The organism is Paenibacillus sp. J2R1T-4, assembly GCF_059692235.1.
Window position 1 is genome coordinate 357,487 of the sequence record NZ_JCAUBA010000003.1, and the last position, 26,958, is coordinate 384,444.

A 26,958-nucleotide genomic window follows, 5' to 3' on the forward strand; every position below is an offset into this window, starting at 1 on the left:
ACATTTATACACTGGTTTTCTTCGGATCTAATCGATCACGCGCTTCATCACCGAGTAAATTCACAACAACGACTAACAAGGTAATGGCAAGTCCAGGGAAGGTTGCTACCCACCAAGCCACAGTCATATAACTTCTGCCTTGGGACAGCAGGTAGCCCCAATTGGGAATTTCCTGGATAACTCCAAGTCCTAGAAAGCTTAGCCCCGTCGCGACAAGAATCGAGCTGCCCACACCAATGGTCATCATGACGAGCAGCGGCGACCAACAGTTCGGCAGGATATGGCGGAACATAATCCCTATATGGGAAGTCCCAACGGACCTCGCGGCATCGATGAATGGACGGCTTCGGATGGACATGACCTGACTGCGAATGACCCTGGCTTTACTCGGAATAGTAGCCACACTAATAGCGAGGATAACATTGAAAAAGCTTGGACCAAGCGCCACCGATATCGCAATCGCAAGCAGGATGCCTGGAATCGTCATTAGAATATCGTTGAAGCGCATGAGCACGGAATCCACGATCCCGCCCCAATATCCGGCCACCAGCCCAATCAGTGTTCCGATGAATCCTCCGATCAAGACGGAGACAACACCCATAACAAGGGATTGCCGGCTTCCGTAAATAATTAGCGACGCTACATCCCGACCGAATTGATCCGTTCCTAACCAATGCGTCCTGCTCGGCGCCTGCAGCAAATGATCAGTCTGCATAAGCGTCGGTGAGAACGGGGCGACCCATTGCGGTACAATAGCGCAGACAACCAGAAAAGCCAGGACGAATAAGGAGAAAGTTAATATGATTTGGGAAAAGGAAAGCTTGAACCGCCACACCCTTTTCGGCTTTGCTCCCTTCGTCTCTAGCACGGCGGGGAACTTTACTTCCGTTGTTGCTGACTGGTAAGACATGGGATATCACACTCCTTTTTCACATAAGCGTTAGTTATGCTGTCCTTCTTACACGTGGATCTACATACGAGTAGGACACATCTACTAGCAGCGTAACTGCTATATTGAACACACCTGTAATCAGAATGGCTGCCTGGATAACGGGAATGTCCTTTTGATTAATGGCATCCACAATCATTTTGCCTAGTCCTTGCCTGGAAAAGACCGTTTCCGTGACGACCGCACCTGCCAGCATATCTCCCACCAACAAGCCAAGAATCGTAATGGCAGGCATTAAAGCGTTGCGCAAAACATGACGGTACAAGACAGATCGTTCGGTCAAGCCTTTGGCCCGCAAAGTCACTACAAACGGCTCTCTTATAACCTCAAGTACACTGTTACGCACCATTCGCGTTAACATCCCCGCTCCAGTAACACCAAGCGCAATCGATGGAAGAATGATTTGTTTGAATGTACCGTTCCCTATAGCTGGAAGCCATTGTAAGTGAACGGAGAACACAAGTATGAGCAGAATGCCCAGCCAGAACTTTGGCATGGATACCCCTAACAAGCTTATAATTCGCACAACATAATCGAGGGCCCGATTCTGATACACGGCTGACAAAATACCTAGTGTAACTCCGAACACAATCGCTAATAAAGTACTGAACAGCGCGAGCGACAAGGTTGCCGGCAATTGAGCAAGCAGGCGATCTAATACGGGTTGACTATTGGCGAAGGAGCTGCCGAAGTCACCTCTCATGCTATCCCACAAATACGATAAGTACTGCTGCCATAGCGGACGGTCCAACCCGAACTGCTTACTAAGGAAAGCGATGCGGTCTGGAGCCGCGTCATCTCCCGCAATCATTTGGGCCGGGTCGCCCGGCAGCCAGTGAATAATTAGAAACACAAGCGTAAGCGACCCTATAATAACCGGTATGGAGACAATTAATCGATTCCATATAAATTTGACCATGCCTCGCCTTCCTCCCTTACAGCTTCTTCTTTGTTATTTGGATATCCAGGCATCGTAGAACACAGGCCACGCCGGGTAATCAAATTTAATGCCATTTACTTCCTTAGTGGATGCTACCGAATACTGGAACACATAGGTCGGGATTCCGAACACATTCTGAACGATGTACTCCTGAACTTTTCGGTAAATTTCCTTGCGCTTCTCGGGGTCATTCTCCAGATACGCCTCATCGAGCCACTGATCCAACTGCGCATCGTTGACCCGTGCTATGTTGTTTTTACCGGATGGCCCTTTAGTCGAATACAGCTGGCGCAGCACATCGGGGTCACCCGAGAACTGACTGCCTGCCACGATATCGTACTCTCCCTTCAAACGACGCTCCGAGTAAGTACCCGATGGCAGGGATACCACCTTTAGTTCAATTCCGGCCTGCTTCAGCTGCTGGGTCAGAATCGAGATGAGATCGAGGCGCTTCTCGCGGTTGCCTTGCGTATCGATCAGCTCCGCTGTCAGCCTCTTCCCGTCCTTCGACCGGATCCCGTCCGAGCCCTTCACCCACCCTAGTTCATCCAGCGTCTGATTGGATGCTTTCACATCGGTCTTCCATGAGTTCTCGACGGATTTGGTGTACCCGAACTGCTGTGGAGACAGGGGTGCCCATCCTTGTGCCGACGTTCCGAGATAGATCGTTTTGACGGCTGATTCGATATCGAGGGCCGAACGGAACGCTTGTCTTACCTTTAGCTCATTCCAAGGGCTCTTCTGCACATTGAGGTAAATGGTGAAATTAGCCTGCAGCAATTCCGTTTCCTGCACATTGAAGTTTTTGTCCTTCTTCAGGGCGACCAGATTCTGAGGCGGAATAATGTCTGCAACTTGCACCTGCTTGCTCTGCAATACGCTCACTCGCGTTGCTTCTTCATCCACATATTTGACGGTCAGCTTGTCGAGGTAAGCCGGTCCTTGATGACCTGCTGTTGAGGGTGCCCAGTTATAATCCGGATTTTTGATTAATTCCACCTGGGAGCTCGGTGTCAGCTTGGAAAATTTGAACGGCCCCGTTCCAACCGGATTTTGCGGGAATGCATCGCCATACTTCTTAACAGCTGCAGGGGAGACGAAGCCCAGATCTACTTTGGCTGCATTACTTAGGAAAGGAGCGAATGGCGTCTTGAAATTGATTTTGACTGTATATTCGTCTAGAACCTCTGTTGACTCGTAGGGCCCTATCTCATTCAGCGATATGGAGGACTTGGTGTTAGGGTCTTTTATCCGATCAAAATTGAACTTGACTGCTTCCGCGTTGAAAGGAGTACCATCATGGAATTTCACATCTTTGCGCAATTGGAATGTGTAGCTCTTCTTATCGCTTGAAATTTCCCATGATGTCGCTAACCACGGCTTGATTGAATGGTCGGGAAGCTCAACAACCAAGCTGTCGTACAGGTTGCGCATAACCCGCGTAGTCGGAGCAAAACCTGCCTTATGGGCATCAAGCGCATCATTGCTCACCGTTCCGGCCAGCGCCCACACAAGCTCACCTCCTGGTGTTACTTTATCTTCTGCTTTGGTGGCAGCACCGGAAGTCTCATTTGCCTTCGCGCTGCTTTCCTTGGACGTTTCGCTGCAGCCTGTCAGCATTACCGTAAGCGCCAGAGCGAAGGCAGTGAATTTGATTCTAGACTTTATCATATTATTCCCACCTGTTTTATCGGATTTATGAGTAAAAAAAAGGGTTTAATTTGCTTGTGCCGTGGAAGTTGCTGATGATGACTCTGTAGGTACTGTTGGAGCTGATTGAGCTATGGAAGCTGCTGCCGTTGCTTCATCTCTCGCCACTGTGTATCGATTGGCGGGAACCTCAAGGCCGAGGTGACTGCGCAGCGTGCTTCCCTCATATTCCGAACGGAACAATCCTCTCTCCTGCAAGATCGGAACAACTAATTGTACGAATTCGTTCAAGCTGCCCGGTATACTGGAGAATATAATAAAGCCGTCTGCTGCTTCCTCCTCGAACCAATGCTGAATCGTATCGGCTACCTTCTCCGGTGTTCCGACGAATGTGCTCCTCGGCGTTGCGAATCGAAGCGCAGTCTGACGAAGCGTCAAGTTCTCCTCCTTCGCGATTCGCTTAATCCGATCTGTCGAGCTGCGATAACTGTTGCTGCCTAGCTCGCCAAGATCCGGAAACGGCTCATCGAGCGGATACTTGGAGAAGTCCAGGTATGTGAAAGGTCGACCAAGCTGCACCAGAGCATCCTCAATCGTGACTAGGCTTGCCAGCTTTTCATATTTCTCCTGCGCCTCTTCTTCTGTTCGGCCTATAATAGGGCCAATGCCCGGGAATACAAGAATCTCTTCCGACTCTCGCCCATATGCAGCAGCGCGATGTTTAATGTCGCTATAGAATTGTTTGGCTTCTTCGAGATTCTCCTGACCGGTAAAGATCGCATTGGAGCTCTTGGCCGCCAGATCCCGTCCGCTGTCCGATCCGCCCGCCTGGAATATAACCGGCTGACCTTGCACAGAGCGTTGAATATTAAGCGGTCCCTGCACTGAGAAATGCTGCCCCTTATGATTCAGCTTGTGCTGCTTGGAGGGATCCAGGAATACTCCTGTTTCTTTATCCCTCGGAAAAGCATCGTCTTCATATGAATCCCATAGACCACGAACGACCTCAAGATGCTCTTCCGCCCGTTGGTAGCGTTCTTCATGATCGTAATGCTCCGACTTGCTGAAGTTCTGAGCGGCACCTTCAAGTCCGGTTGTCACTACATTCCAGCCTGCACGCCCGCCGCTAATATGATCGAGAGACATGAATTGACGCGCTACGGTAAAAGGCTGTGTGAATGAAGCGGTCAGCGTGCCCACTAATCCGATTCTCGACGTCGAGGCTGCCAAGCCCGAGAGCAGGGTGAGCGGCTCGAAGCGGTTCAAGTAATGCGGTGCCGAATGCTCCGTAATGTAGGGACTGTCGACGATGAAGACGAAGTCGAATTTCCCTTCTTCAGCTATTTGTGCCTGACTTCTATAGTAGGGAAAGTTCACACTGGCATTGATCTGAACCTCCTCGTGTCTCCACGCCGTCTTCGATGTGCCTACTCCTGTAATCGTTGCCCCTAGTCTAAGCTTCCTTTTATTGGCCATTGTTGGTTCCTCCTTGGATATCCGCTTGGAATAAATCAACCTTGTTACCCTCTAATTTGTTACTTTGACTGCCTCTCTGGCTTTCGTATATCGATTGGTCGGCACTTCTAAACCAAGATGACCTCGAAGGGTGTCATGCTCGTATTCAGCTCGGAATAGGCCCCGTTCTTGCAGGATCGGCACGACCAGCTCCACAAAATCATCCAGTCCGCCCGGGATCGCCGAGTTCACGATAAATCCATCCGAAGCCTCTTCCTCCAGCCACTGCTGCAGCAGATCTGCAATTTTGTCCGGGGTCCCGACGAAATTGCCTCTAGGCGTTGCGAATCTTAAGGCTGTTTGACGCAATGTGTAATTGTTCTCCCTGGCCAGCCGCTTGATTCGTTCAGATCCGCCTTGGTGACTGTCTTTACCGAGATCACCCAGATCGGGGAATGGCGCATCAAGTGGATATTGAGAGAAATCATGATCGTTGAAAGGTCTTCCAAGTGCGGTAATCGCATCCTCGATCGTAACGAGATTCACTTTTTCCAAATACTTGCGTTCGGCTTCCTCTTCCGTGCGGCCTACGATTGGCCCTATACCTGGCAAAATGAACAGATCATCCGGATTCCTTCCGAATCCCGCAGCACGACGCTTCAAATCTTGGTAGTACAGCTTCGCTTCCTCGATATTCTCATGACCGACGAAGATAGCATCCGCATTCTTCGCGGCGTAGTTGCGACCGTCATCACTCGTGCCTGCCTGAAAAATAACAGGCTGCCCTTGCTTCGAGCGGGAGATGTTGAGCGGGCCGCGAACCGAGAAGAACTCGCCTTTATGGTTCAGGGTGTGCAGCTTCTCCGGATTGAAGAATTCGCCCGTCTTTTTGTCACCTACAAACGCATCGTCCTCCCAAGAATCCCAGAGCCCTTTTACTACATCCAGATGCTCCTGAGCAATCCGATAGCGAGTTTCATGCGCTGGATGTTCATCCTTACTGTAATTGCCGGCACTACCAGATAGCCAAGAGGTAACTACATTCCAACCAGCACGGCCCCCGCTAATGTGATCTAGAGAAGCGAACTGACGGGCAACATGGAACGGCTCGCTATAGCTGACCGTAAGGGTTGCAACCAAGCCAATTCGTTCTGTTACTGCAGCCAGTCCTGACAAAACCGTCAGGGGCTCAAAACGATTCAAATAATGCGGACTTGATTTCTCATGGATGAACACACTGTCTGCAATAAAGGCAAAATCAAATTTTCCTTCCTCTGCCTTAAGAGCGTTATGCTTATAGAAACCGAAGTTCACACTTGCATCCGTTAATGCCTCAGGGTGCCGCCAATCTCCCCATCCTCCGCCAACTCCATGAATCATTGCTCCGAGTTTAAGCTTCTTGTTTCTTCCTGCCATTTTCAAGCACCTCCGTTTAATAGTTTGAAATTTCTGACTTTTAATCTTACAATTCAGCTGCTGCCTTATGAGGTTGTGCGATTTGTAATGGGGTTAATAATAATTTACACTATTCCGATTTACTTACTAGGTATTTATTGAATCATACATCAACTCCTCAACCTTTGTAAATTTGAAAGATGTGATCGCATGGTTCACTTTTTCTGAATCTTCTTCAGGATGTCCGTTAGTGCGATGCAAAGTTTCTGTCAATTATACCGACTATACCACTTGGTATAATGCGTTTTCGTGTTATTATGGTTATACTGGATTGTAATTGAGATGTACAATGCAGAAATCGGAAGCTTTTCTTCCGTTTTTGTGAATCCAACCGAAGGAGCGGTGTGTATCATGGACATTCGAACGATCAAAACGTTTCAAACGATCGTCAGACTCGGAAGCTTCCAACGGGCAGCCGAAGAGCTGCAATACGGCCAATCGACGATTACCATGCATATTCAGAAGTTGGAGACGGATGTTGGAGTGAAGCTGTTAGAGAGGGGAAAAAAGCTGCAGCTTACCGAGGCAGGCAGGTTATTTCATCAGACGGCAGGTATTCTGCTGCGAGATTACGACTACTTGAGCGCTACGATGACCGAGCTCATTCAAGGGGAAGCCGGCGTGGTGCGCCTTGGAGTGATGGAGCCAACGGCCAGCTACCGACTGCCTCGTATTATCAAGCCTTTTCTAGAGCAGCATCCCAAGGTACAGATCAGCATTCAGATCGGCAATACGACCGTTCTTACGCAAATGCTTAATGAGGGTCTGATTGATCTCGCTCTGTGCACAACTCCAGAAACCGGACTCGACTTCACATTTGATCCTCTATTCGTGGAAGATCTTGGCTTGCTTATTCCAGTCAGCCATCCCTTGGCTATCAAGGATCAGATCTACTTATGCGATCTTCGGAACGAGCACATCCTGATTACAACCTCAATATGCCCCTATCGCAAAAAGCTGGAAAGCTCTTTGCTAGAAAAAGGCGGCAGTCCTTACACCGCAATGGAAATCGGCAATATGGCCGCGCTTAAATTTTATGTTCAAGCCTCCTATGGCGCCGCTGTTGTACCGGTAATCACAGCCCGTCCTGCACCAGAAGGCACAGTGCTGAGGAACATTGAGGATCTTGATTCTGGTCTCGTCACCGGCATCCTCCAGAAGAAAATAGGAAACTCCTACAGTACGATCGCCACGAAGCTTATTACGCTATTGAAAACCGAGCTGCAGCAAATATAGTTCAATCGGGATCGGACCGTTAGCCAGTGCCAGTATAGGTTAATTGTGCGGAATAGATAGATTTTGCCGGGATAGCAAGTGTTACTATTGGTTATGGAATTGATTTTAGAGGAATGGAGGTATTTTGCGGAAATAGAGGATAGTTGGATTGGCTAATGGGTGCATAAATGCGGAAATGTTCAAAATAGCCAGTAGTAAAATGGCTTATCCGATCAGGCGGCATGCCACACAATTCTAAACTGGCCATGGAAGGTGAGGTGAAGGCGGTATTGGGAGCGCGGCAACTGCGGGGTTCGATACACCGGATAGTGCCTTTACAGACCTCTAAATTCATCAAATATTACACAGCAAAGACAAATAGAGGTCTGTGAGGGCTCAACTTCTGCAATTCGGGACGTTTATGCCGAGGTAACCTTCGTTTTGGCGGACACAGGCTTGGTCTTCCTGCCGAATACCAGATAGACGATCACCATATTCAATGCCGTAATTACTGCAAGCCCCAGAAACACGTTGCTATAAATCGATGCTTCAGCCTGCGTGACCAACGGATTAAGTGTGAAGCTGCTGCCAGACTGGTCAATGATTTTACTGACAATAGCCCCCGTCACTGCTCCAGCCATGAAGTTCGTCAGGGTGAAGACTCCCATCCCAACCCCTGTCTGTCCTGCGGGTAGCAATGTTGACACTAGCTTAGTCATAGAAGATTGCATGAAAGACATGCCTACATAACCGAAGATGAGACAGACCGCAATAATCCATACGGCATATCCGCTGAACGAGGATAACGTGAGCTGTCCAACTAGCATCAGCGATAATGCGCAAGCAACCATGAACAGGCTTCCCCTCTGATCCGCCATTTTACCGCCATATCGACCTAATAAAGCAGCACTCATAGCTCCAGGGAACATGATCAAGCCTATAGAGGTTGTATGCATAAGATTAACATGGCTAAGCATGATTGGAGTAATGAACATAATAGCGAATGAGGCTCCGAAGGCAAGAAACCCGCTGAGCAGTGCGATCCGGTAATTCGCGTTGCGTAACAAAGCTGGCTGTATAAAGGGCTGCTTCGCCATCCTGATTCTCACGATGAATAAGGCCAGAAATACAATACTGATTATTAGAATCCAACCATTCCACTTGGTAATGCTCAGCATTAACGAAGCCACCGAGCTTGCAAGTAATACGGCACCCGGCACATCAAAAGTTCCAGGCCGCACCTTCTCTTCAGGCAGCCACTTCCTCAAGTAAGGTAATGTGATCAAGGTGCCAATCGAGATGAGAAAGAGGAATCGCCAGTGTAAAGACCCTGAGATGAATCCTCCTACAATCGGACCCACTCCAGCTGCGAAGGATATGGCCGCTGCCAATACACCAATGACTCGTCCTCTCTGTTGCGCCGGAAACATCCGGATCGGAATGAGCATGACAAGCGCCGGGATAGAAGAAGCGCCTGCCGATTGGATGAGTCTTGCTGTTATAAGCAAGGGGAAGTTATTCGACATGAAGCCGATGATTGAACCTGCAGCAAATAACAATAATCCTACTGTCAGCAACCTTTTCATCGGGTAAATATCGGACAGCTTACCGTATGTGAGAGACCCTATCGCGTACACAATGGAGTATCCGGTTACGACCCAGCTCGCCGACGAAGGCAATAAGTCGAAATATTTGGCGATGTCCGGCAGGGCAATATTGAACATCGTTACATTCATAACCGAGAAGAGCAGGATGAAACAGAGCAGTTTCACCAGCTTCCCTTCATTACCCGTACCTGATTCTCCTTGGGATAAACCGTTTATTTCTTGGACTCTCATAACATGCACCTCACTTGATTGTTAGCAGTCACTAACATATTGGTTTCAAAAAAACTAGGGTGTCAGTCCCCTAGCTAACAGTTCGATATTCGTGTTGATAATTTGCTGCACGGTTGGGCTCGTAGTCAATGAATTAGTGGGCAGCTTACTCATAAACGCTCCATAATTGAGCCACATGAAAGCAACCGCTTGCGCCTCCAAATCCGTTTCCTTGATTAGCATGCCCTTACTCTGCATAGCCGTGAAATACTCGGTCAATCTTTTTTGTAACAGCAGGGGATGCTTGTGCACCCGCTCCTTAAACCCAGGCAGATCTACCCCATCCTTCTGGATGATCTGGATCAACTTGCGATTGCGATTCATGTTCTCATGATAGGTCCGGCTAATAAGCTCCAGATCCGTACGCAAATCCCAGACGAGCTTATCCTTGAACAGCTTCTCCATCTCGCCAGAGTAATAGAACCGGTCAACCGCTTCTTCCAGCAAATTCTGCTTGCTGCCGAAATGCCGGAACAACGTCATCTCACTAACACCAGCCGCTGCTGCAATCTCCTTGGTCGATACCCCTTTGTAGCCTTTCTCAGCCATCAGATTGATAGCCTCAATTAACATCCTATCTTTGTTGCTTCTAGAGTCGCATATCTCCATCGTCCAAACCCTTCCTTAATGTTAGTCATCACTAACATTCTTGAATGAATTATAACGTCAGCCCCATTCAATGTCAATATGTGGGTGGATATGTCGGCATAGGCGGCTGGAATAGGTTGTTGCGGAACTCGGTCGGCGATACCCCGTAAGTTTTGCGGAACACTTTGGTGAAGTAGGAGGCTTCTTCGAATCCCGTATTTTCTGCAATCCTGTATATAGACAGATCCGTGTAGGTGAGCAGCTTCTCGGCTTCCCTCATGCGGACTTGCTGCAAATAGCTCATAAGTGTAGTCCCGGTATGCTCTTTGAATAATGTGCACAAGTAATTCGGGGTTAGATGGACTAAGTCCGCTAATTCCTGCAGCAGAATCTTGTCCCCCATCTTGGTTCGCAAATATTGTTTGACCGCAGCAATGGTATGATCTTCTGTGCGCACGGTTATTGCATTCTGTTCGAACCCATTAATCCGAACGGTAATATCCTCTACACGCAAGATCAGGTCAAGAACCATGACAGACAAATATTCCTTGGTCGTTCCATCCTTCCTTGCTTGCAAAATTCTCTGATAGCCTTCGATCAATAATGGCCTCAGCGGGCTTGGAACATACACCCGTGTGCGAAACAACTCTGCAGAAAGACGCAGAGAGCGGTTCGCTTCCAGCAAATCGAAAAAATGGATAGCAGTTGGCTCGCTATCCATGTCTCGAAAAAGAAACGTACACTCATAATTCGTTATTGGAGTCAGGGGATCAAAGTAGAAATGATGAGGCTCATTCGGATTAATGATGAAAAGCATGCCCGCCTCCGCATCAAAGGCTTCATCATTAACGTAAAAGACTCCCCTGCCCTCCGTCACGTACATAAGATGAAAGACCGGATGAGAGTGTCGATTGGAGCTCCCCGTCTTCCGCTGCGCCATCAGATCCGTAGTAACATGATCAATTCCGCATAATGTGTTATTTATGGTCAATCGAATCATCGGTATCGAACCCTTCCGCTTATGTTCTGCCTACGATAGGATTCGATTCTCAGGATGAATTATCCTCTTATGCAGACCAAGCAACTTACTCTATACTCGGTGGAATTTGTTTGTTGACGGATTAGCCAACGCTTCTTCCCACTGACGGCTCCATTCCGCGTGATCGATGAGCTTCTGCCCGGAGTTCCGTGTTCTTACTGCGAAGGAGGGCTGAGATTCCCTTCCAGAGTGGGCACCCGTTTTGTGATAGCGCAAATCGAGCGACCAACGAATTCGATCCGAAATATTGTCTGTGCTTCTATGCGGGGTGTATTTGTTCATGATGACAATTCCGCCCTTGCGGCATTCCGCTTTTCTAGGCTCCCACTCAGGCAAGAGTACAGGATCGATAGTCGTCCCGCCTTCGGCCAAGTGTCTCAAATAGCCCTTGCGGAACTCACCAGGCAAAATCTCCATACACCCTGTTTCAACCGTAGCATCTACAAGCGGCAGCCAGAACGTAATAATTTCAGAAGGATCGGAGTCTGGATGCGTAACCGCTACATCCTGATGCCAAGGTACATTACCGTTGAATCCGCTTTGCGCTCCCTCTGGAAGAACAGGCAGCTTATGCCGTAAGTGTTGGATCGGATTACAACTGAGTTCACTACCAAGCAAACATTCCGCGATATCAAGCAGATTATCGTTTTTGAGAAACTGGAACATAGCCTCACCGCGATACTCCATAATATCAAGCTTCTCGCCAATCCCCTTACACTGTCTGTGCAGTAAAGCATATCGGCGTTCGAACGGCTCGTCCTCATGAAGCTCCGTAATTTTCCCTTCGCTGAACAGCTGCTTCGCTCTGCCATCAATTAAGGCGTTGATCTCATCAATAACAGGCTGTAGATCAGCGTCCGTCAACACATCCTCCGCAATCAAGACACCATTCGTTTGAAACTCGATCATTTGCTCTAGCGACAATCTCATTATGATCTCTCCTAACCCTTTGTTCTATTGGCACATCCTTCCCTTTTAGTATATTTGGATAGCCATGCAGGTAACAGGTAATAGATTACGGCAACCTTGTAAAATCTTCGGGTCTGTCTCCAGCTGAGGTTGGGCCCACTAGATTTATTCCGCTCAAAAGCAAAAACGAGATGGAACACTTTCTCCACCTCGGAAAATTTATAAATTGAGTTCAGTTTGACACGCTGGAGATCAGAATTCTTATGCTAATATTGATCGTGTATTTCGAAGGACTTGTTTCATCAGATCGGACTCAACGGGAACGCTGCCTACAACCTTGATTTTACGCTTTCTTACGTCTAAGCTCTTCAACTGATCCGTAAGGACGACCCCAGAGAACGGAAGTCCTTCCGGAAGTGGTACTTCAAAAGCGTATTCTTTGGACTGGCTGGTGATTGGACATACAAATGCAAAACCAGACAAATTATTAAAATCCAATTCAGATAGTACGATTGCGGGACGTCGTCCAGCTTGTTCCCGCCCGGTTTGCGGGTCAAAGTCCAGCCAAATTAGATCGCCGCGTGCTGGGATGGTCAAATCAGTTCGTCTCCTTCAGAACCGAGGTCAACTTCTTCATGACGCGGTGAATCCGGCTTTATTTTCGATAGAAGTGTCTTCAAATGAGCGCGCAATTCCTCATTCGACTCATTAGGTTTGGCTGTGGGACGGAGCAGAATGTCATTTTCTGGCGTCACCATAATCTGCATTTCGGCGCCCTCTTCTAGGTTAAGAGTCTTCAGGAATTGGTTCGGAATACGAATCGCGCAACTGTTGCCCCATTTACTGAGTGTGGCAGTCGTCATAAGGATCAAATCCCTTCCCTTTGTATAATCCAAGTATACCTCACCCTTCCCTCATTGTATATACATATGATATACAAAATGAATGAGTTTGATACCCTTTCATTTCGGGTCGATACACCAAAAAAGCTATTTTCTCCGAATAGAGAAGATAGCTTCTTTGCTTCCGAACTACATTCTTCGAACCATTCTAGAAATCCGTTTTTTACTTTGTTAGGTGCTGTTGGATCTGCCTGTTGATTTTCTCTCGAATATTCAACACCCACTCTAGATCATGCGGGTACTGGTTGAATGTTATTGGACCGGCGAGCCCTTCCTCCAGCAGCTCGATCACTCGTTCGCGCCCAATCAGGCTTTCCAGCAGCTTCATTGCTCTTAGATCCTGCAAAGCTTCATAGAAAACTTCCATACGTATCGATTCAATCGGACCGTCCTCTCCAGGATACACAAGGAATGAATCGCCTGAGGGGAAGCCTACGCCAGCATCCGTCACTTTATAGGGATCTATCGCCTTGCGCGAGAACTGTGAGTTCCAGAAATTATATCCCCAGTGAAGAAAGCCGGCGATGTTGAACTTATAGAGCTGGGCTCCAATAATGCGATTCCGTGCTGAGGGCATGCACATAAACCGGTTCGAAACGTCTTTATATTGGCTGCAACAGTAATACGTCCACAAATCCGGGACTTGATTAGCCAGGAATTCCTCGATATGATTGCTTGCCGGTATCGGCCGCTTGACCAGTCCGTTCTCATAGAACGCATATTTCGAGAGCGCGTCTATGATCGGAAAGCCTTCTAGATGACCGCGCAGCCTGTCGCTAGCCTGACGATAGGATTCCAGATGCTCCATATAAGGCTCGTCGGAGACGTGGAAGTAGCTGCGATTCTCCAATCCGTTCGCTCGGATGAATCTCACCAGCTCCGGCAGGAATTGCGATAGAAAATTAGCATATTCCGTACCTGCTGCATCAGTATCCCAACCAAAGATGCGTCGGCTGCTGCCCCCCTCGGAAGCGATAATCTTGGGCGCATGCTTCGCTCCCCACTGGGTGAAGAGATGAGAAAATTCAAAATAACGAATGCCCTTCTCGTCACATAGCCTGACCCATCTCATCAGACGGTCGAAGCTGAAGGTATATGTATCTCCATCCTTCTCCACGTCCACCAACTGCACAGTCAGGCGCTCCCCGCCAACAGCTGTGTCGAGCGGCGGGGTGAACACAGGCGTCAAGATCATGTTCATCCCATGACGCACCGCCGTACTCACGAACTGCCCGATCCGCTTCCAGTGTTCCTCACTGAATACTTCCACTCCATAGTAATTAGCCAAACAATCGGTGTGGAACCACTCGGTATGAATGAGGGTTTGATCAGGCAAGCTTGCGGATAGGATCTCCAGCTGGAAGCTTTCTGTACTTAACAGTCCGCTCTCGTCTGTACGGAATGTCACATCAATTGTATACCTTCCAGGTTTGATCGGATGATCAGGCTCAACTGTAATCCACACAGACCGCCACTGGTTGGCCGCGACGGATAGCCCTTCCGTATCGTTGTAGGGAAACAACGGATCAGGATATAATCCCGGCGTCGATCGCAGCAAATTGTCGTCGTGTCCTTCGAATATCGGCAGCTCGGAAGGAACAAGCCCGACTACACGAATGGACAAGGGTGCCCCAAGGTCAGAAGCAGCACTCACCCGAACCTCTTTTTTCCGGCGGTTGGAACGATAGGCTATCTGAAAAGCAAACGTTTCGTTGTTCAAAGCGGTCGAGCTCGTATATGGGGTATCCGTCAATTCCTCGTCGGCGAATACTTTGGATAGCGAGCTCAAACATCTTGTTTCTAATTGTAAGGGTTGTTCTTCCAACGTTTATCCTCCTGAAGCCAGGGTAGTAACCCTCGCTTAATTGGTAGTGAAGCTTAAGTACGGAGCCATAGCCCCTTCCTTGCTTGTAAAGATAGAGCCGTAACCGCCCAAGTCCTTCAGTCCAATCGTCACTTTCTTATCGCCGGCAAGCTGACTTTGTACGTAGGCTGTCACATCGAACTCCCGCCATCCGTTGGCTATGCTGTCAATGTTCACAGTGGACTGCAGCGAGCTTAATGCAGGCTTGTTATTCCAATTGATGCCACTCTCCGTCCAGCTGTCATCACTCACTCCATGCGCCTCCACGTTAGATGTTGTACCCACGCCATCGACAACTTTACCATAGACATAGAGCTTGGCAGATGTCACATTTGCCCCGTTCACATGATTCAGATCGAACTTCACATAAGCTTGCCTCGCGTAACTGGTTGAACCGATCTTCTTGACCACAAGTGAGGGGTCGGAACCATAGTTGATGCCCGCATATGTGCCGTCACGTACATAAGCATCGGCCGCGGGTGCTAGTGAATTTGCCATAATGATGCGGACGTATGGCTTGGCACTCCCCTCTTTACTGGCAAAGATCGAACCGTAACCGCCTAGATCCTTCAGTCCGATTGTAGCAGTTTGATCACCTGCAAATTGTGCCTGTAAATACGCTGTCACATCGAATTCCCGCCATTCATTCGCATAGCTGTCTATAGTCACAGTCGATTGCAGCGAGCTTAATGCAGGCTTGTTATTCCAGGTAATACCGCTCTCCGTCCAGCTGTCATCATCGACTCCATGCGCTTCCACATTAGAGGTCGTTCCCGTTCCATCCACTACTCTTCCGTTTACGTACAGCTTCGCAGACTCAATCCTGGCACCCTTCAAAGTACTCAGATCGAATTTCAAGTAAGATTGTCTTGCGTAATCGAGCACTTGCTGTCTCTTGACGACAAGGGAGGCATCGGTTCCATAGTTGATTGCCGCATAGGCGCCGTCACGCACATAAGCATCGGCTGCAGGTTGAATCTCTATTCCTTTGCTCACCTTGATTTCGAGATAAGGCTTAACACCGCCCTCCCGGCTATCATAATTCGTACCCGCTCCAGTAGGAGCCTTGAGTCCGATGCTGACTATTTGATCCCCTGTGAACTGGCTCTGTGTATAAGGGGTTACATCGAATGCCCTCCATTCATTGGCCGCATTATCCACGAGTACAGTCGATTGCAGGGTACCCATCGCCGGCTTCGTATTCCAGTTGAGCAGGCTCTCTTGCCAGCTGTCATCATCTACACCATAGGCGCTCATATTAATCGATGAACCATCGATTACTCTGCCGTTCAAGTACAATTTGGCCGATACGATATGGCTTGCTTGAACCTCCGATAGGTCGAATTTGAGATATGTATGTCTGCTATACCCCGGAGAGCTTGCACTCGCCTGTTTGACAACCAGGAGGGGATTGGTGCCGAAATTGTTCGCAGCGTCAGCTCCATCACGAACATAGGTGTCGGCAACTGGCTCGAGACGCAGTGTAATATCACTTTCCACCAGCAATTCCTCGCTATACGCGCTTTCCCCATTCGCTCCTGCTGCTGTAACCTTATAATAATAAGGAGGGCTTCCCGCCGTATGATCCGTATAGGCGGACGAGGTCAGTCCCGAAGCAGCTAATGTATATCCACTCCCGCTTGCAGTACTTCTATATACCTTGTAGCTGGTTGCTCCTGACATGTCGTGCCAATCCAGGGCGACGGTTCCGTCATTATGATTGAATGTTCCTGCAAGTCCCGTTGGAGCGTTGGACGGCAGAGCTGTAATCGCACTGTCATACGATAGCTGGGCTTGGAACGACTTGCCCGGATCACCGCTGACATCCACCTCGAGAATTATCGTTGGTGCGAGTCGAACGACCGTAACCTCAGCATCTTTGCTTACTATTCCCGTTCCGCTCTTATTCAGCTCCACCACAATTTTGGAATGCTGCTGAGTAGGATCTGAGATCGCTACATTCAACGCTGTCCCTGTGTCGCGCACCATGACCGAGCTTGCGTCTCGGCTGGACACATAATCTGCCGTCCCCCCGCCTGGCTGCCAGAATACAGCACCGAGCGTCTGGAGCGAATGATCTCTGACCGCGTGAATTTCTTCAGTCTGAGCGATAATCTCAATTTCCGGACTGGAAGCATAGTTTGCGACTTGGCTGCTTGACATCGTAGGCAGCAGCACATAGCTGTAAGTTTGATCCACCGGATCTACGCCATGATCCTGCCACATCGTCACATAATGGTTCGTCAGCAGCGTATCGATCCGATCGAACTTTGCTTCGATCTCCGATGCGCCTGTCCCGTTCCCGTTCTGCGCGTACAAGCCGGTCATCAGCTTCTGCCCAATCGGAACCGTGAAGGTTCGGGTGTATGTGAAGATTGGAGTTCCCCAATTCACTCCATCGCTGCTCGCGTAGGCTGAATATTGATCGCCGTCCTTATCCAGCTTGAGATACACGGTACTGCCTAGCATATCGGCAGCACTATTCACAGTTGTGACTCCCGCTGCTTCATTCGTGGCCAGGAGCACATTCCCCGCGGCTGTTCGCGCTCTGGAGACCGACACATAGTTATCGTCGTCCAAATACAGGATAAGACCTGCTTCCTGCTGCACTGCAGTCGGGGAGAAGGACAGCTTCGTCGTCACATAATAATCACCGCTTGCAGCATCGAAGGTTAGAATATTCCGAGTGGAATTGACCGCTCCTGCAAGTGTGCCATTCTGCGTCGTGATGACCAGCTCGTTATCAGGTGTGCCTGTCCCGCTCATCTGCCAGTGAGTTTGATCCTCGCGAATCCATCTCCATGCCGAGTTCAAGTAGGCGCTGTCAAATTCACTGTATCTGGGGAAGCTGGCTTCGTTGATTTCGCGAGCGGCTCTGGCTCTTTGCTCCCTCAATCCTTTGATCGTTGCGCCGCCTGGGAAATAGTAGCCGCCTGTCCCTTCAAGATGCGCCCAATTCGTGGCGGACATTGTCTCCGACCAGCCAGTACCTGTAGACTTAGCGACACCATTAACCGTCAAGGCATTGAGCCCTCCGCTGTCAATCGCCCGATTGTCGACTATCGTCTCAATCGTTCTTCCTGAGGTGCTCGATACTCCCGAGCCTACAGCAACAACCTCATCATCGAACATAAACCATGATTTCTTCGCTTCCACATCCATATTGCTATAGTTATGCTGCTTGAAGTCCATGCTTGTGACGCCGTACAAGCCTTCCAGCTCTACACCGCCGACAAAGTTCTGGCCACTGCGGAAGCCGCCCAGCTCAGACCTCGGATTTACGTCCACTCTTCCGCGATCCACATCCACCGTAATACCTGGCAGACGATGGTTATCCACCGTGGTGAAATAATTACCAACATAATCGTCGGCATCGGTGTACAAATACGTCACACCATCGCCTTGATACCAAGGTTCCTTGTTCGCGCCGCTGAAGCTTTCGAAATTCGCCATCCGCGTGGAATGGTTCCTGACTGCTAGCGACCAGTCGGATGTGTGGTGCACGGTTACGTCCTCATTATAGAACGTATAGTTACCTGCAGGTACAGGTCTCGGCACGATGCCCGTATCGTCCATAATTTGTTTTAATCTGGAATAAGCATATAGTGAAAGACCTTCATAAATCAGCTTCTCGTCGCTGTTCTGCACATGATACTTGATAAGCCGCTTCATTTCGTTGCTATTCGTGTTGCCTGTCATCTGGGAGATATTATAGACCGCCGTCAAAATGATCCCCGAATTGGCAAACCTGGCATGCGATCGGCCCATGAAAGCCTGCATCATCGAGCCTTTATTCAGAGCGGTCTCGAAAGTATCGAACACCCAGTTGTAGACATTGCTTTTCTGGGGGTTTGTATTGTCCCATGTAGAGCCGCTTAGCAAATCCAGGGTGACACTTAAGCTCGCCAACAGCGCTTCGCCATATCCCCCTGCGTAAGGATACACCTCATGCTGCACGAATGAGCCGTCCTTGTAAAAGCCGTCTAATGCCGTTACGTACGGAAACACTTGGCTTAATGCATCGGAAGCCGCTTGAATTCTTGTTCCATTCTTAGTAAGAATTCCACTTAAAGCTACGATTTTACTGGCATCAGTCAAGTTCGCTCCCGTTCGTACCGGGGCAGGCACGAATTGCTGCACAGCATTCATATAATTCGTTCTCTGTGTGGAGGTGAGCTGATCATAGACCAGAACGGTAACATCGTTTACTTCGAACGGCGTTCCGATTTCCCACCACCACCAACCTCCATATCGAACGGTTGTCTCGTTGTATCGGTTCGCATACAACCAATCCAGGCCCTGGATAATATCGCTTAGCAGCGTGCTATTGTTGTAATAGGAAGTGCCTTGAAGCGACCAGCTTAAGGCCATCGTCTTCAGACGTCTGTACGTGTAGGCTGTATAAGCCGGATTAGTCGCACTTAGACTTTCATAATCGTCCCAGACACCATTCGCATTTTGCGTGGACCAATACACGGTTGTATCGGCCTCTAATGCAGCAAGCTTGGAAGCAATGTAAGGATCGGCTGAGTTGATGGAGCCTCCAGTCAGGGTGTCGCGGTATTTCAACCTTAACGTATCGAATTCATCTGCTGCACGAACGGAAGGCAAGGGAATTAAGCTGAACATGATGGACATTACCAGTAATGCAATCAATACCCTCTTCATTATTCATCCTCCTGGATATGTGGCCAGTTAGGTTTCTCACGCTCTCCCATTGGCCTACCGACTTTACTCCTTCAACGAACCTAACATGGCGCCTTTTACAAAATACTTTTGCAAAAACGGGTAAACAATCAGAATCGGCAGCGTAGCAAACAATATAATTCCGGCCTTCATCATCTCAGGTGTGGAAACGATAACCTCACCTGCAACAGGCCGAAAACTGGAATTCTCTTCGACAACCAGGCTTCTTAATAAAATCTGCAGCGGAAACAGCTCCTTGCTGCGAATATACAGGAGCGCTGCAAAATAGGAATTCCAGATGCCTACGGAGTGAAACAAGGCTAGAGTTGCGATTCCGGCTGTTGATAAAGGCAGGGCAATTCGGGCAAAGATCCCAAGTTCGCTGCAGCCGTCAATCTTGGCGGCGTCGAACAGCTCGGACGACAGTCCCTGGAAGAACGTCTTCATAATAATGACTGCGAACGCATTAAGTGCTCCGGGTAACATCAAGACCCATAACGTGTTTTCCAACCCAAGAGCGCTAATGACCAAATAGCTTGGAATAAGCGGAGCCGAGAATATGAACGTGATCAGAACGAGGCGAAGAATGATTTTCTTCCCTGGAGCAAATGGTCTCGACAGTCCATAAGCCATGGATGTAGTAAAGAACAGATGAAGCAGCGTTCCGCCTATTGTAATGAAGATCGTAACACCCATTGAGCGCCAAAGAGCATCCATTCCTACAATCGTTTGGTACACGTTCAAATGAAAGCCTCTTGGCCACAAATAAACGAGCTTAGCATTGGCATAGATAGGATCGCTGAGGGATACAGCCAGTAAATGAACAAGCGGAGCCACCATGGATAGAGCGACAAGTGTCAGGATAAGACCGATAATGGTTGATATAACCCAGTCTGATTTAGATGTTACCATTGATTCGACCTCCCTTAATAAATACTTTCGCCTGATGTCTTCTTGCTCAATGCGTTAAGCGACATGACTAGAACGAGTCCTATTAGGGACTGGAACAGGCCAATCGCTGTCGTGTAGCTGAATTGCGCATTCAATAAGCCCACCCGGTATACATACGTATCGACAACCTCGCCCACATCGCGAACTAACGGATTAAGGAAGATCAAGATTTGTTCTACATTGGATTCCAACACCATTCCGATCTGCAGCAGGAACAACACGACAATGGTCGGCATGAGCGAGGGCAGCGTAATATGCCACATCTGCTTCCACCTTCCTGCTCCGTCTACAACCGCCGCTTCATACAGGTTGGGATTAATGCCGGCTAATGCCGCCAAGTAAATTATCGTGCCCCAGCCAATGCCCTTCCAGATCCCGATCGATACGATGATACCCCGAAAATATTCCGATTTCGTCAAGAAATCGATCCGCTCCATACCAAGCGCAGACAGGATAGAGTTAAACACTCCATCAATCGAAAGGAGGTTGATGAATATCCCTCCGACAATGACCCAGGAAAGAAAATGCGGCAAATACAACAGCGTCTGAATGGACCGCTTGAACCACATTTTCGTAACTTCATTCAACAATAACGCCAAAATTAACGGAGCAGGAAATCCGAATAAAATCGACATGAAGCTGAACATAATCGTATTGCGCAAAACTTGGAAAAACTCCTCGTAAGTAAAGATCGTTACAAAATGCTTGAGGCCGACCCAATTGCTATCCCATATCCCCCTGAACATGCTGTAATCTTGAAAAGCAATTACGTTTCCCGCAAGCGGAACATATTTGAAGATCAAGAAATGCAAAATGCCGGGAAGCATCAGCAGGAAGACGAGCAATTTGTCATTTCCCAGTCCTTTTTTCAGCATAGTCTCCCTCTTTCCGAATCCGATGGTTAGTAGAAACCCGCAAAAACAGTTGTGCTCATTTTTGCGGGCTCGTTAGCTGCTCTACTCTCTATTTACCTTTGCTCTTGTTATACCAATCCGTTGCTTCCTTGATCGCTGCATCGCCGCCGCGGCGCTTCCACTCTTTGACGAATGCATCAAAAGCCGGGTCCAGCTCTTCCTTGCCCGTAACAACCTTGGCGAACATATCCAGGAACAAACCGCTTACAGAATACCCATTGCCATGAGCAAGCTCAGGATTCGTTTCATACGCTTTTGGTGTAGGCATGTTCAAGCTGTCATGCTTGATGAGGGCATTCTTGGCGACTTCAATCCCTTTAGTAAGCATTTCAAAATCAGGAGAAAATTTCAGGACATCCGGCTTCATAAGACCATCGCCGCGCATATTAATGATTCTTTGATAATAGGAAGGATTCGTCGCTACGCCGCCAACGGACACTTGCTGATTCCAGACAACGGCGTTATTCTCCACCTTATAGTTGAGCCCTTCGACACCGTAGGCAAAGAATCTGTCGGCTTTATCCGACCATGCCCAATCGAGGAATTTAATCGCTTCAATTGCATTTTTGGATGACGTCGGGATTACCCAAACATAGTAGACACCATCATATTGCAAGCTGAGAGCCCCATTGCCCTTCGGCCCAATTGGCGGAGCAATCATGTCCACTTTTGCATTCGGTTGATTGACGAAAACTTTTGGCGCCCAGCCAAGACTGTAGTTCTGAACATCATGAACCCACATAGCGCCTTTCCCTTGCTGTATACCCGCACTCCAATCCGCCCCCTTGTTCGTGAACAGGTTAGGATTGACATATCCTTTATCATAAAGCATCTTCCAGAATTTGATCGCGTCCTTCATCTCCGGACGAATCATGTCGGGAATCATCTGTCCATTACTCATATTCCAAGCGTGAGGAGAGACACCGAACTCCTTGAAGAACAGATCAGCATACGTCATATTCTCGCGCACATACAAGCCGTATTCATCGTTCGGATCACCATTCCCGTTGACGTCACTTGTTTTGACAGCTTCGAAGAAGGTCAAGTATTCATCGACTGTTTTCGGTGTCTTCATTCCGAGCTTGTCTAACCAATCTTGGCGAACGTACACCACTTTGGAAGCAGGCAGCGCCCCTATCGCAGGAATTCCATATATTTTGCCGTTTTTGCTGACGAGCGGACTATCCCATGCTTCTTTGGGAACATTTTTCTTAATATTAGGTCCATATTTATCTAGTAGAGGCCCTAATTCTGTGAAAACGCCTTCATCTACTGCGCCAGGGTGACTCTTGTATTCAATGCTTGGTGTGCGAACCAGATCCGCCAGATTTTTGGAGGCGAATCGAACGGTCAATTGTTGATCGTAGTCCGCCGCATGACCTAGAAATTCGAACTTCAAGTCGTAACCGGATAGTTTGGATAATTCCTTGATGTAGGGATCGTCATCCGTTTTAACTTGTTTGGCATACTCGGAATTCAGGTGAGTGGTCAGGACACTCAACTTGACCGGCGCCTTCGGTTCCTCTTTTGCCGTCTCCTTGCTTCCTTCTGCCGGCGTATTGGAGTTTGTCGTAGAGCATGCCGCCAACACGGATGTTGAAGCCAGCATCATCGCAAGCATAGTTGCTGCAAGTCTCTTGTTCTTCATGACCTTCATATTTCTGCCCCTTTCGTTTTCACATTTACTGTGCGGCCCTTTCGGACTGAGATCATCGTACCCGTGCGGGAATATGAACTGCAATAATCACGTTTTTAAGCCTGTGAAAGCAAAGATTATTCGGTGAAAGTTAGGATAAAATAACCCCACAAAGTGATGTGAGGCCTTCGAAGCCTATTCCTATTACTTTGCGGGGACCCCGGGACTTATATTTAAAAAAAAACGCGGAAACCGCATGTTGCCTGCGAATTCCCGCATCTTTAGAGCATTTCTTTTGATTCCTCTTCCGGCTGATTGCGATATTTGCCCGGCGTGATCCCCGTGAATTGCTTGAAGGTTCGGTTGAAGTTTTGGACATTGGAATAGTGCAGCCGTTCGGCGATTTCCATAATCGGGATGCGGGTGAGAGTGAGCCATTCCTGGGCTTTGGTCATTCGCGAACGGATCATATAGTCTGAAAAGGTCTCACCCGTCTTCTCCTTGAAAGCCCGGCTAAGATTCGGAACCGAGATGTTATGCTGACTGGCGATTTGCATGAGGTCTGCGTCCCAATTCTCATTAATGCTCTGAAGTACCGAGAGGACCGCTTTATCCTGCTTGGATACTTTGATTTCTTCCAGGGATGCGACTACGACTGTAAATACTTCCTTAGACAGCCATTCTTGAATCTTGGCAACGGTATCATAACGGTATAGCTGTGAATGAAGATTTCCTTGAAACATCCCTTGAAGCTCATAACCCAATTCATGTAAATAGGAATCTAGCTCGACCAGGAAGTGAGCATAAATGCCTCGCGCTGCTTCCGGATGATGCACCGTATGTCCGATCTGTTCGGTTAACTGAACCAGATAATCATTAGCCTCTTCCAAATTTCCTGCAAGGAGACTCGACAGCATTTTTTTCTGTAATCCAATAATTTCTCTGGAGTACTGCTTCATCGAAGGCTCGAGCATATGCTCGGTGATCGTCGCATTCGGTCCCATGAGCATTCGAAAGGCGGACAGCTCCAATGCTTCACTGTAACATTGACGAATACCTGTAGAGCCCGTTTGGCTGCTGCTGATGCAGACCGTTACTGTAAATCTGCAATAAGTTTCGACCGCTTGCCGGATTTCAGATGCCGTATGAAGCAGTGTTTGATCGTTCTCCGATGCTGCATCATGCTCTGCTTCGCCTACAATTACAGCCACTTGCCCCGGTTGCGGGGTAAAGGCAATGCAGGAATTTCTGACTTCGCATATTTCCTCAACCATTTTACGCAATGTATAGTGAATCAAAGACTGATCTCTTCCCTGGTAAGTATTCGTGAAGCTGGATAAGTTGTCCACTACGATTAGAAGCACACGGTAATGTGCACCCTTGAGCGAGAGCCCCAGCTGATTCGCCTTCTGCTGAATTTCGGCTTCCGACATATCGCCCCACACCAAATGATGCGACATGTTCTCCTGCAAGGAAGGCAGATGCACATTAAACTGCTGCTGCAGCACCTTGTTGTCACGAATCGTATCGTTAAGAAGCGATTCCAGAACCGAGAGTCCATCGCCGGAATACGTATTGTTGCTGTTCCCAGGAGTTACCCGCTTCAAAAGCTTCTCGATTGGAGCATGAATATGACGTGTGCCTGTGAAGGAGACAAGCAGCCAGAATAGCGTTAATAACAAGATCATCCCCCAGGTGATCTGTTGGATACGATTGGCTTTAGCATTCAATTGCTCGAGCGGGGTCATGGCGAGTATGGTCCAATCATAACTCGGCACATTCAGTGCAGTAAGCTTAACCTTTTGTCCATTTTGAACAAAAACAGCGCTTTCCTCCTGTGGATTTCTCCAGAACCTGTACAGCTCGGAGGAAGACATTAATTGGGAACCGATATTGTTCCCGGTGTTGCTGATCATGATCCTGCCATTGGCATCTACTACTAGTACATCACTGTGATAATTCGGTTCTGTACCGCTGTCCTCCAACAATTTGCTCATTTCGTCAGGTGCTACATTCAGGGCAACGATCCCTTCCGTGTAGTAGGAATGATAAGGGACGGGCCTCATCAGGATAATTCCTTTATTGCCATACATATTGGGAGTCACCACGAGAGGGGAGTTCCGTTTGATGGGCATATTGGTCAGAATCGTATCGTACTGAGAAGCTTTAAAGGGAGTCGATTGTCGGGTAGTTGAGTATACATAGTCGTATTTGCGGTAGATTAGTGAGATATCGTAACGAATCGTAGAATAATTCGATTGTTTCTTGAGCGTTTCCTGAAGCGCCATGGCTTCGTCTACATTGGTCCCTTCGGATGGACCGTATTCAATAGCCCTTTCCACAAGAGCATTCGTAGTAATTAACACCGCTTGGGTATTCAGGTTGTTCATCATTTGTTCCAACCGATATTCGATTTGCTTCAGCAGCATCTGATGATTGAGATGAACTTCCTCCTGGATGCTTCTTGAAGCAATGGCAGTAGCCAGCCATCCGACTAAAAGAACGGGGATTGTGCTAATTAGAATGGAATAAATGACAAGCCTTCGTTTGAACGTCAATGCCCCCACCACGCTTTTCCTCTGATGAACTATTGTTATGCATTCTTGGTTGCTTACAGTTTATCCGATTGTGAGGAGGCAGGCAATGATTTGGAGCAATTCATCGCACCCCGCTTCTTGTTTGGCTGGATGTCATTCTCTAGCAGCAAAACAATAAAAAGCCCACCATGGTACGCATCGTCAAGAGGCGTGGTGGGCCTTGTTACTATTTATTGCAGCAATTTAACCTCATCTACGAACGACCATATTGGCCCATAGCAAAAGGCATGTTAAGAAATCTGACCATAATCGACCTATCTTTTGTAACGGCTTAGCGTTGGAATCAAAAAGGCTTCGTCATCATCAGATACAACACAGCAAGCGGAAGCAATATGACAAGGGTGCCGAACACATCCCAAGTGCGGGACGCTTTCCAATAAGCTGCAGATAAGGGGCTATTCTTCGAAGCGGCGAGCGCGCTTTCCTTGATCATCCTGCGCTGCACGGGGATTAGAATAATTAGCCAGATCACGCCGCTAATAACGAACAGCGCTTCGGAAATCGTCATCCAGCTCCATTCCATGAAGGAATACCCTCGAATAGTCGCCATAATATGCCCCGTAGCCAGCAGCATAATTACACCCGGCAGCGTGAACCAGTAATCAGCCTTCATCACGTTGCGAGTTACTCGTACCAGATGCGCAGTATCCTTGCTCCGCTCCGCAGACAGCTTCCAGAAAGCTGCCGTAACTATATTTCCAAGGAATAACACAACTCCTAACACGTGCAGGAATATTAGGATACCCATGTCTCCATCCTCCTCAATTCGAATTCAACAGCTCCAAACACTCTTGCAGCGCTGCAATTTTGGCTTGATGATACCGCAGACCAATCGTCAGTGACAGAAGCTGATGCTTCGGCATATGCTGATGATGCTCATTATGAATGTCCTGCAATATACTCAGCTTACTCTCGTGCTGCTTCAGTCCTTGCTCGATCCAAGACCTCACATCTTCTGCAGATTCCTTTTCTCCAAAAAACAATCGCATACATAAATCCGACCTCACCTGATCCTCCAGCAACGGCTCCTTGTAATACTGAGCAAGCAGCTCCTTTCCTGCACTTGTAATGGAGTACTCGTTCTTGTTCGGACGATCATCCTGTACAATCGTCTGCTTCTCTATACAGCCCTCCTTCTCGAGATTCTTCAGTGTCGGATACACACTCCCGTAGCTCCCATCAAAGAAAAACGAGATCGTCCCTTCAAACTCCTTTTTAATCTCATATCCGGTCATAGGCCGTTTATTAAGTAATGCGAGTGCTACGTATTTGGCCTGCAATTGCATCGATTGGAAACTCCCTTCTTGTTGCTATATTCATATTATTCATAT

At 48.3% G+C, this 26,958-nt stretch carries 20 protein-coding genes; 1 reads left to right on the forward strand and 19 read right to left on the reverse strand.

Going from position 1 to position 26,958, the window contains the following annotated elements:
* Positions 1-4 precede the first annotated feature (4 nt).
* From AC58QD_RS08370 to AC58QD_RS08390, 5 genes are read right to left on the reverse strand one after another with little or no spacing between them, the layout of a single operon-like run.
* Positions 5-910: an ABC transporter permease gene (locus AC58QD_RS08370; protein WP_497331969.1), complete on the reverse strand. Its 906-nt coding sequence runs from the start codon at positions 908-910 to the stop codon at positions 5-7.
* A gap of 34 nt (positions 911-944) precedes the next feature.
* Positions 945-1,868, reverse strand: coding sequence for an ABC transporter permease (locus tag AC58QD_RS08375; RefSeq protein WP_497331971.1), 924 nt, complete (start codon positions 1,866-1,868; stop codon positions 945-947).
* A gap of 33 nt (positions 1,869-1,901) precedes the next feature.
* Positions 1,902-3,560: an ABC transporter substrate-binding protein gene (locus AC58QD_RS08380; RefSeq protein ID WP_497331973.1), complete on the reverse strand. Its 1,659-nt coding sequence runs from the start codon at positions 3,558-3,560 to the stop codon at positions 1,902-1,904.
* Between the two features lie 45 nt (positions 3,561-3,605).
* A complete protein-coding gene (locus AC58QD_RS08385; RefSeq protein WP_497331975.1) occupies positions 3,606-5,015 on the reverse strand; it encodes an LLM class flavin-dependent oxidoreductase in 1,410 nt (469 codons plus the stop codon).
* Between the two features lie 51 nt (positions 5,016-5,066).
* Positions 5,067-6,410: an LLM class flavin-dependent oxidoreductase gene (locus AC58QD_RS08390; protein WP_497331977.1), complete on the reverse strand. Its 1,344-nt coding sequence runs from the start codon at positions 6,408-6,410 to the stop codon at positions 5,067-5,069.
* A gap of 390 nt (positions 6,411-6,800) precedes the next feature.
* Here AC58QD_RS08390 and AC58QD_RS08395 point away from each other — a divergent pair, with 390 nt between their 5' ends.
* Positions 6,801-7,685, forward strand: a complete 885-nt coding sequence (locus tag AC58QD_RS08395) for a LysR family transcriptional regulator (RefSeq protein ID WP_497331979.1) — start codon at positions 6,801-6,803, stop codon at positions 7,683-7,685.
* A gap of 398 nt (positions 7,686-8,083) precedes the next feature.
* On the opposite strand, the gene AC58QD_RS08400 is transcribed toward AC58QD_RS08395, so the two are convergent.
* The 14 genes from AC58QD_RS08400 to AC58QD_RS08465 form a co-directional block, all read right to left on the reverse strand.
* A complete protein-coding gene (locus AC58QD_RS08400; protein WP_497331981.1) occupies positions 8,084-9,502 on the reverse strand; it encodes an MFS transporter in 1,419 nt (472 codons plus the stop codon).
* 54 nt (positions 9,503-9,556) lie between these two features.
* On the reverse strand, positions 9,557-10,150 hold the full coding sequence (locus tag AC58QD_RS08405) for a TetR/AcrR family transcriptional regulator (RefSeq protein WP_497331983.1): 594 nt from the start codon (positions 10,148-10,150) through the stop codon (positions 9,557-9,559).
* 73 nt (positions 10,151-10,223) lie between these two features.
* Positions 10,224-11,129: a helix-turn-helix transcriptional regulator gene (locus AC58QD_RS08410; protein ID WP_497331985.1), complete on the reverse strand. Its 906-nt coding sequence runs from the start codon at positions 11,127-11,129 to the stop codon at positions 10,224-10,226.
* 90 nt (positions 11,130-11,219) lie between these two features.
* A complete protein-coding gene (locus AC58QD_RS08415) occupies positions 11,220-12,098 on the reverse strand; it encodes a phytanoyl-CoA dioxygenase family protein (protein ID WP_497331987.1) in 879 nt (292 codons plus the stop codon).
* Between the two features lie 240 nt (positions 12,099-12,338).
* Positions 12,339-12,674, reverse strand: coding sequence for a type II toxin-antitoxin system PemK/MazF family toxin (locus AC58QD_RS08420; RefSeq protein ID WP_497331989.1), 336 nt, complete (start codon positions 12,672-12,674; stop codon positions 12,339-12,341).
* The gene (locus AC58QD_RS08425) at positions 12,671-12,973 is read right to left on the reverse strand and encodes an AbrB/MazE/SpoVT family DNA-binding domain-containing protein (protein ID WP_497331991.1); all 303 of its coding nucleotides are present in this window, start codon (positions 12,971-12,973) and stop codon (positions 12,671-12,673) included. The genes AC58QD_RS08420 and AC58QD_RS08425 overlap by 4 nt, the downstream gene beginning before the upstream one ends.
* A 169-nt stretch (positions 12,974-13,142) precedes the next feature.
* The gene (locus AC58QD_RS08430) at positions 13,143-14,804 is read right to left on the reverse strand and encodes a DUF4091 domain-containing protein (protein WP_497331993.1); all 1,662 of its coding nucleotides are present in this window, start codon (positions 14,802-14,804) and stop codon (positions 13,143-13,145) included.
* A 36-nt stretch (positions 14,805-14,840) separates the two neighbouring features.
* On the reverse strand, positions 14,841-19,511 hold the full coding sequence (locus tag AC58QD_RS08435) for a CBM96 family carbohydrate-binding protein (protein WP_497331995.1): 4,671 nt from the start codon (positions 19,509-19,511) through the stop codon (positions 14,841-14,843).
* Between the two features lie 63 nt (positions 19,512-19,574).
* Positions 19,575-20,441: a carbohydrate ABC transporter permease gene (locus tag AC58QD_RS08440; RefSeq protein WP_497331997.1), complete on the reverse strand. Its 867-nt coding sequence runs from the start codon at positions 20,439-20,441 to the stop codon at positions 19,575-19,577.
* A 14-nt stretch (positions 20,442-20,455) separates the two neighbouring features.
* Entirely contained in the window at positions 20,456-21,355 is a 900-nt protein-coding gene (locus tag AC58QD_RS08445) for an ABC transporter permease (RefSeq protein ID WP_497331999.1), read from the reverse strand.
* Positions 21,356-21,443: 88 nt separating this feature from the next.
* Positions 21,444-23,051, reverse strand: a complete 1,608-nt coding sequence (locus tag AC58QD_RS08450) for an extracellular solute-binding protein (protein ID WP_497332001.1) — start codon at positions 23,049-23,051, stop codon at positions 21,444-21,446.
* Positions 23,052-23,311: 260 nt separating this feature from the next.
* Positions 23,312-25,600, reverse strand: coding sequence for a helix-turn-helix domain-containing protein (locus AC58QD_RS08455; RefSeq protein WP_497332003.1), 2,289 nt, complete (start codon positions 25,598-25,600; stop codon positions 23,312-23,314).
* 310 nt (positions 25,601-25,910) lie between these two features.
* The gene (locus tag AC58QD_RS08460) at positions 25,911-26,375 is read right to left on the reverse strand and encodes a DUF2269 family protein (RefSeq protein WP_497332005.1); all 465 of its coding nucleotides are present in this window, start codon (positions 26,373-26,375) and stop codon (positions 25,911-25,913) included.
* A gap of 13 nt (positions 26,376-26,388) precedes the next feature.
* Positions 26,389-26,913, reverse strand: a complete 525-nt coding sequence (locus tag AC58QD_RS08465; protein ID WP_497332007.1) for a PadR family transcriptional regulator — start codon at positions 26,911-26,913, stop codon at positions 26,389-26,391.
* Positions 26,914-26,958: the final 45 nt, after the last annotated feature.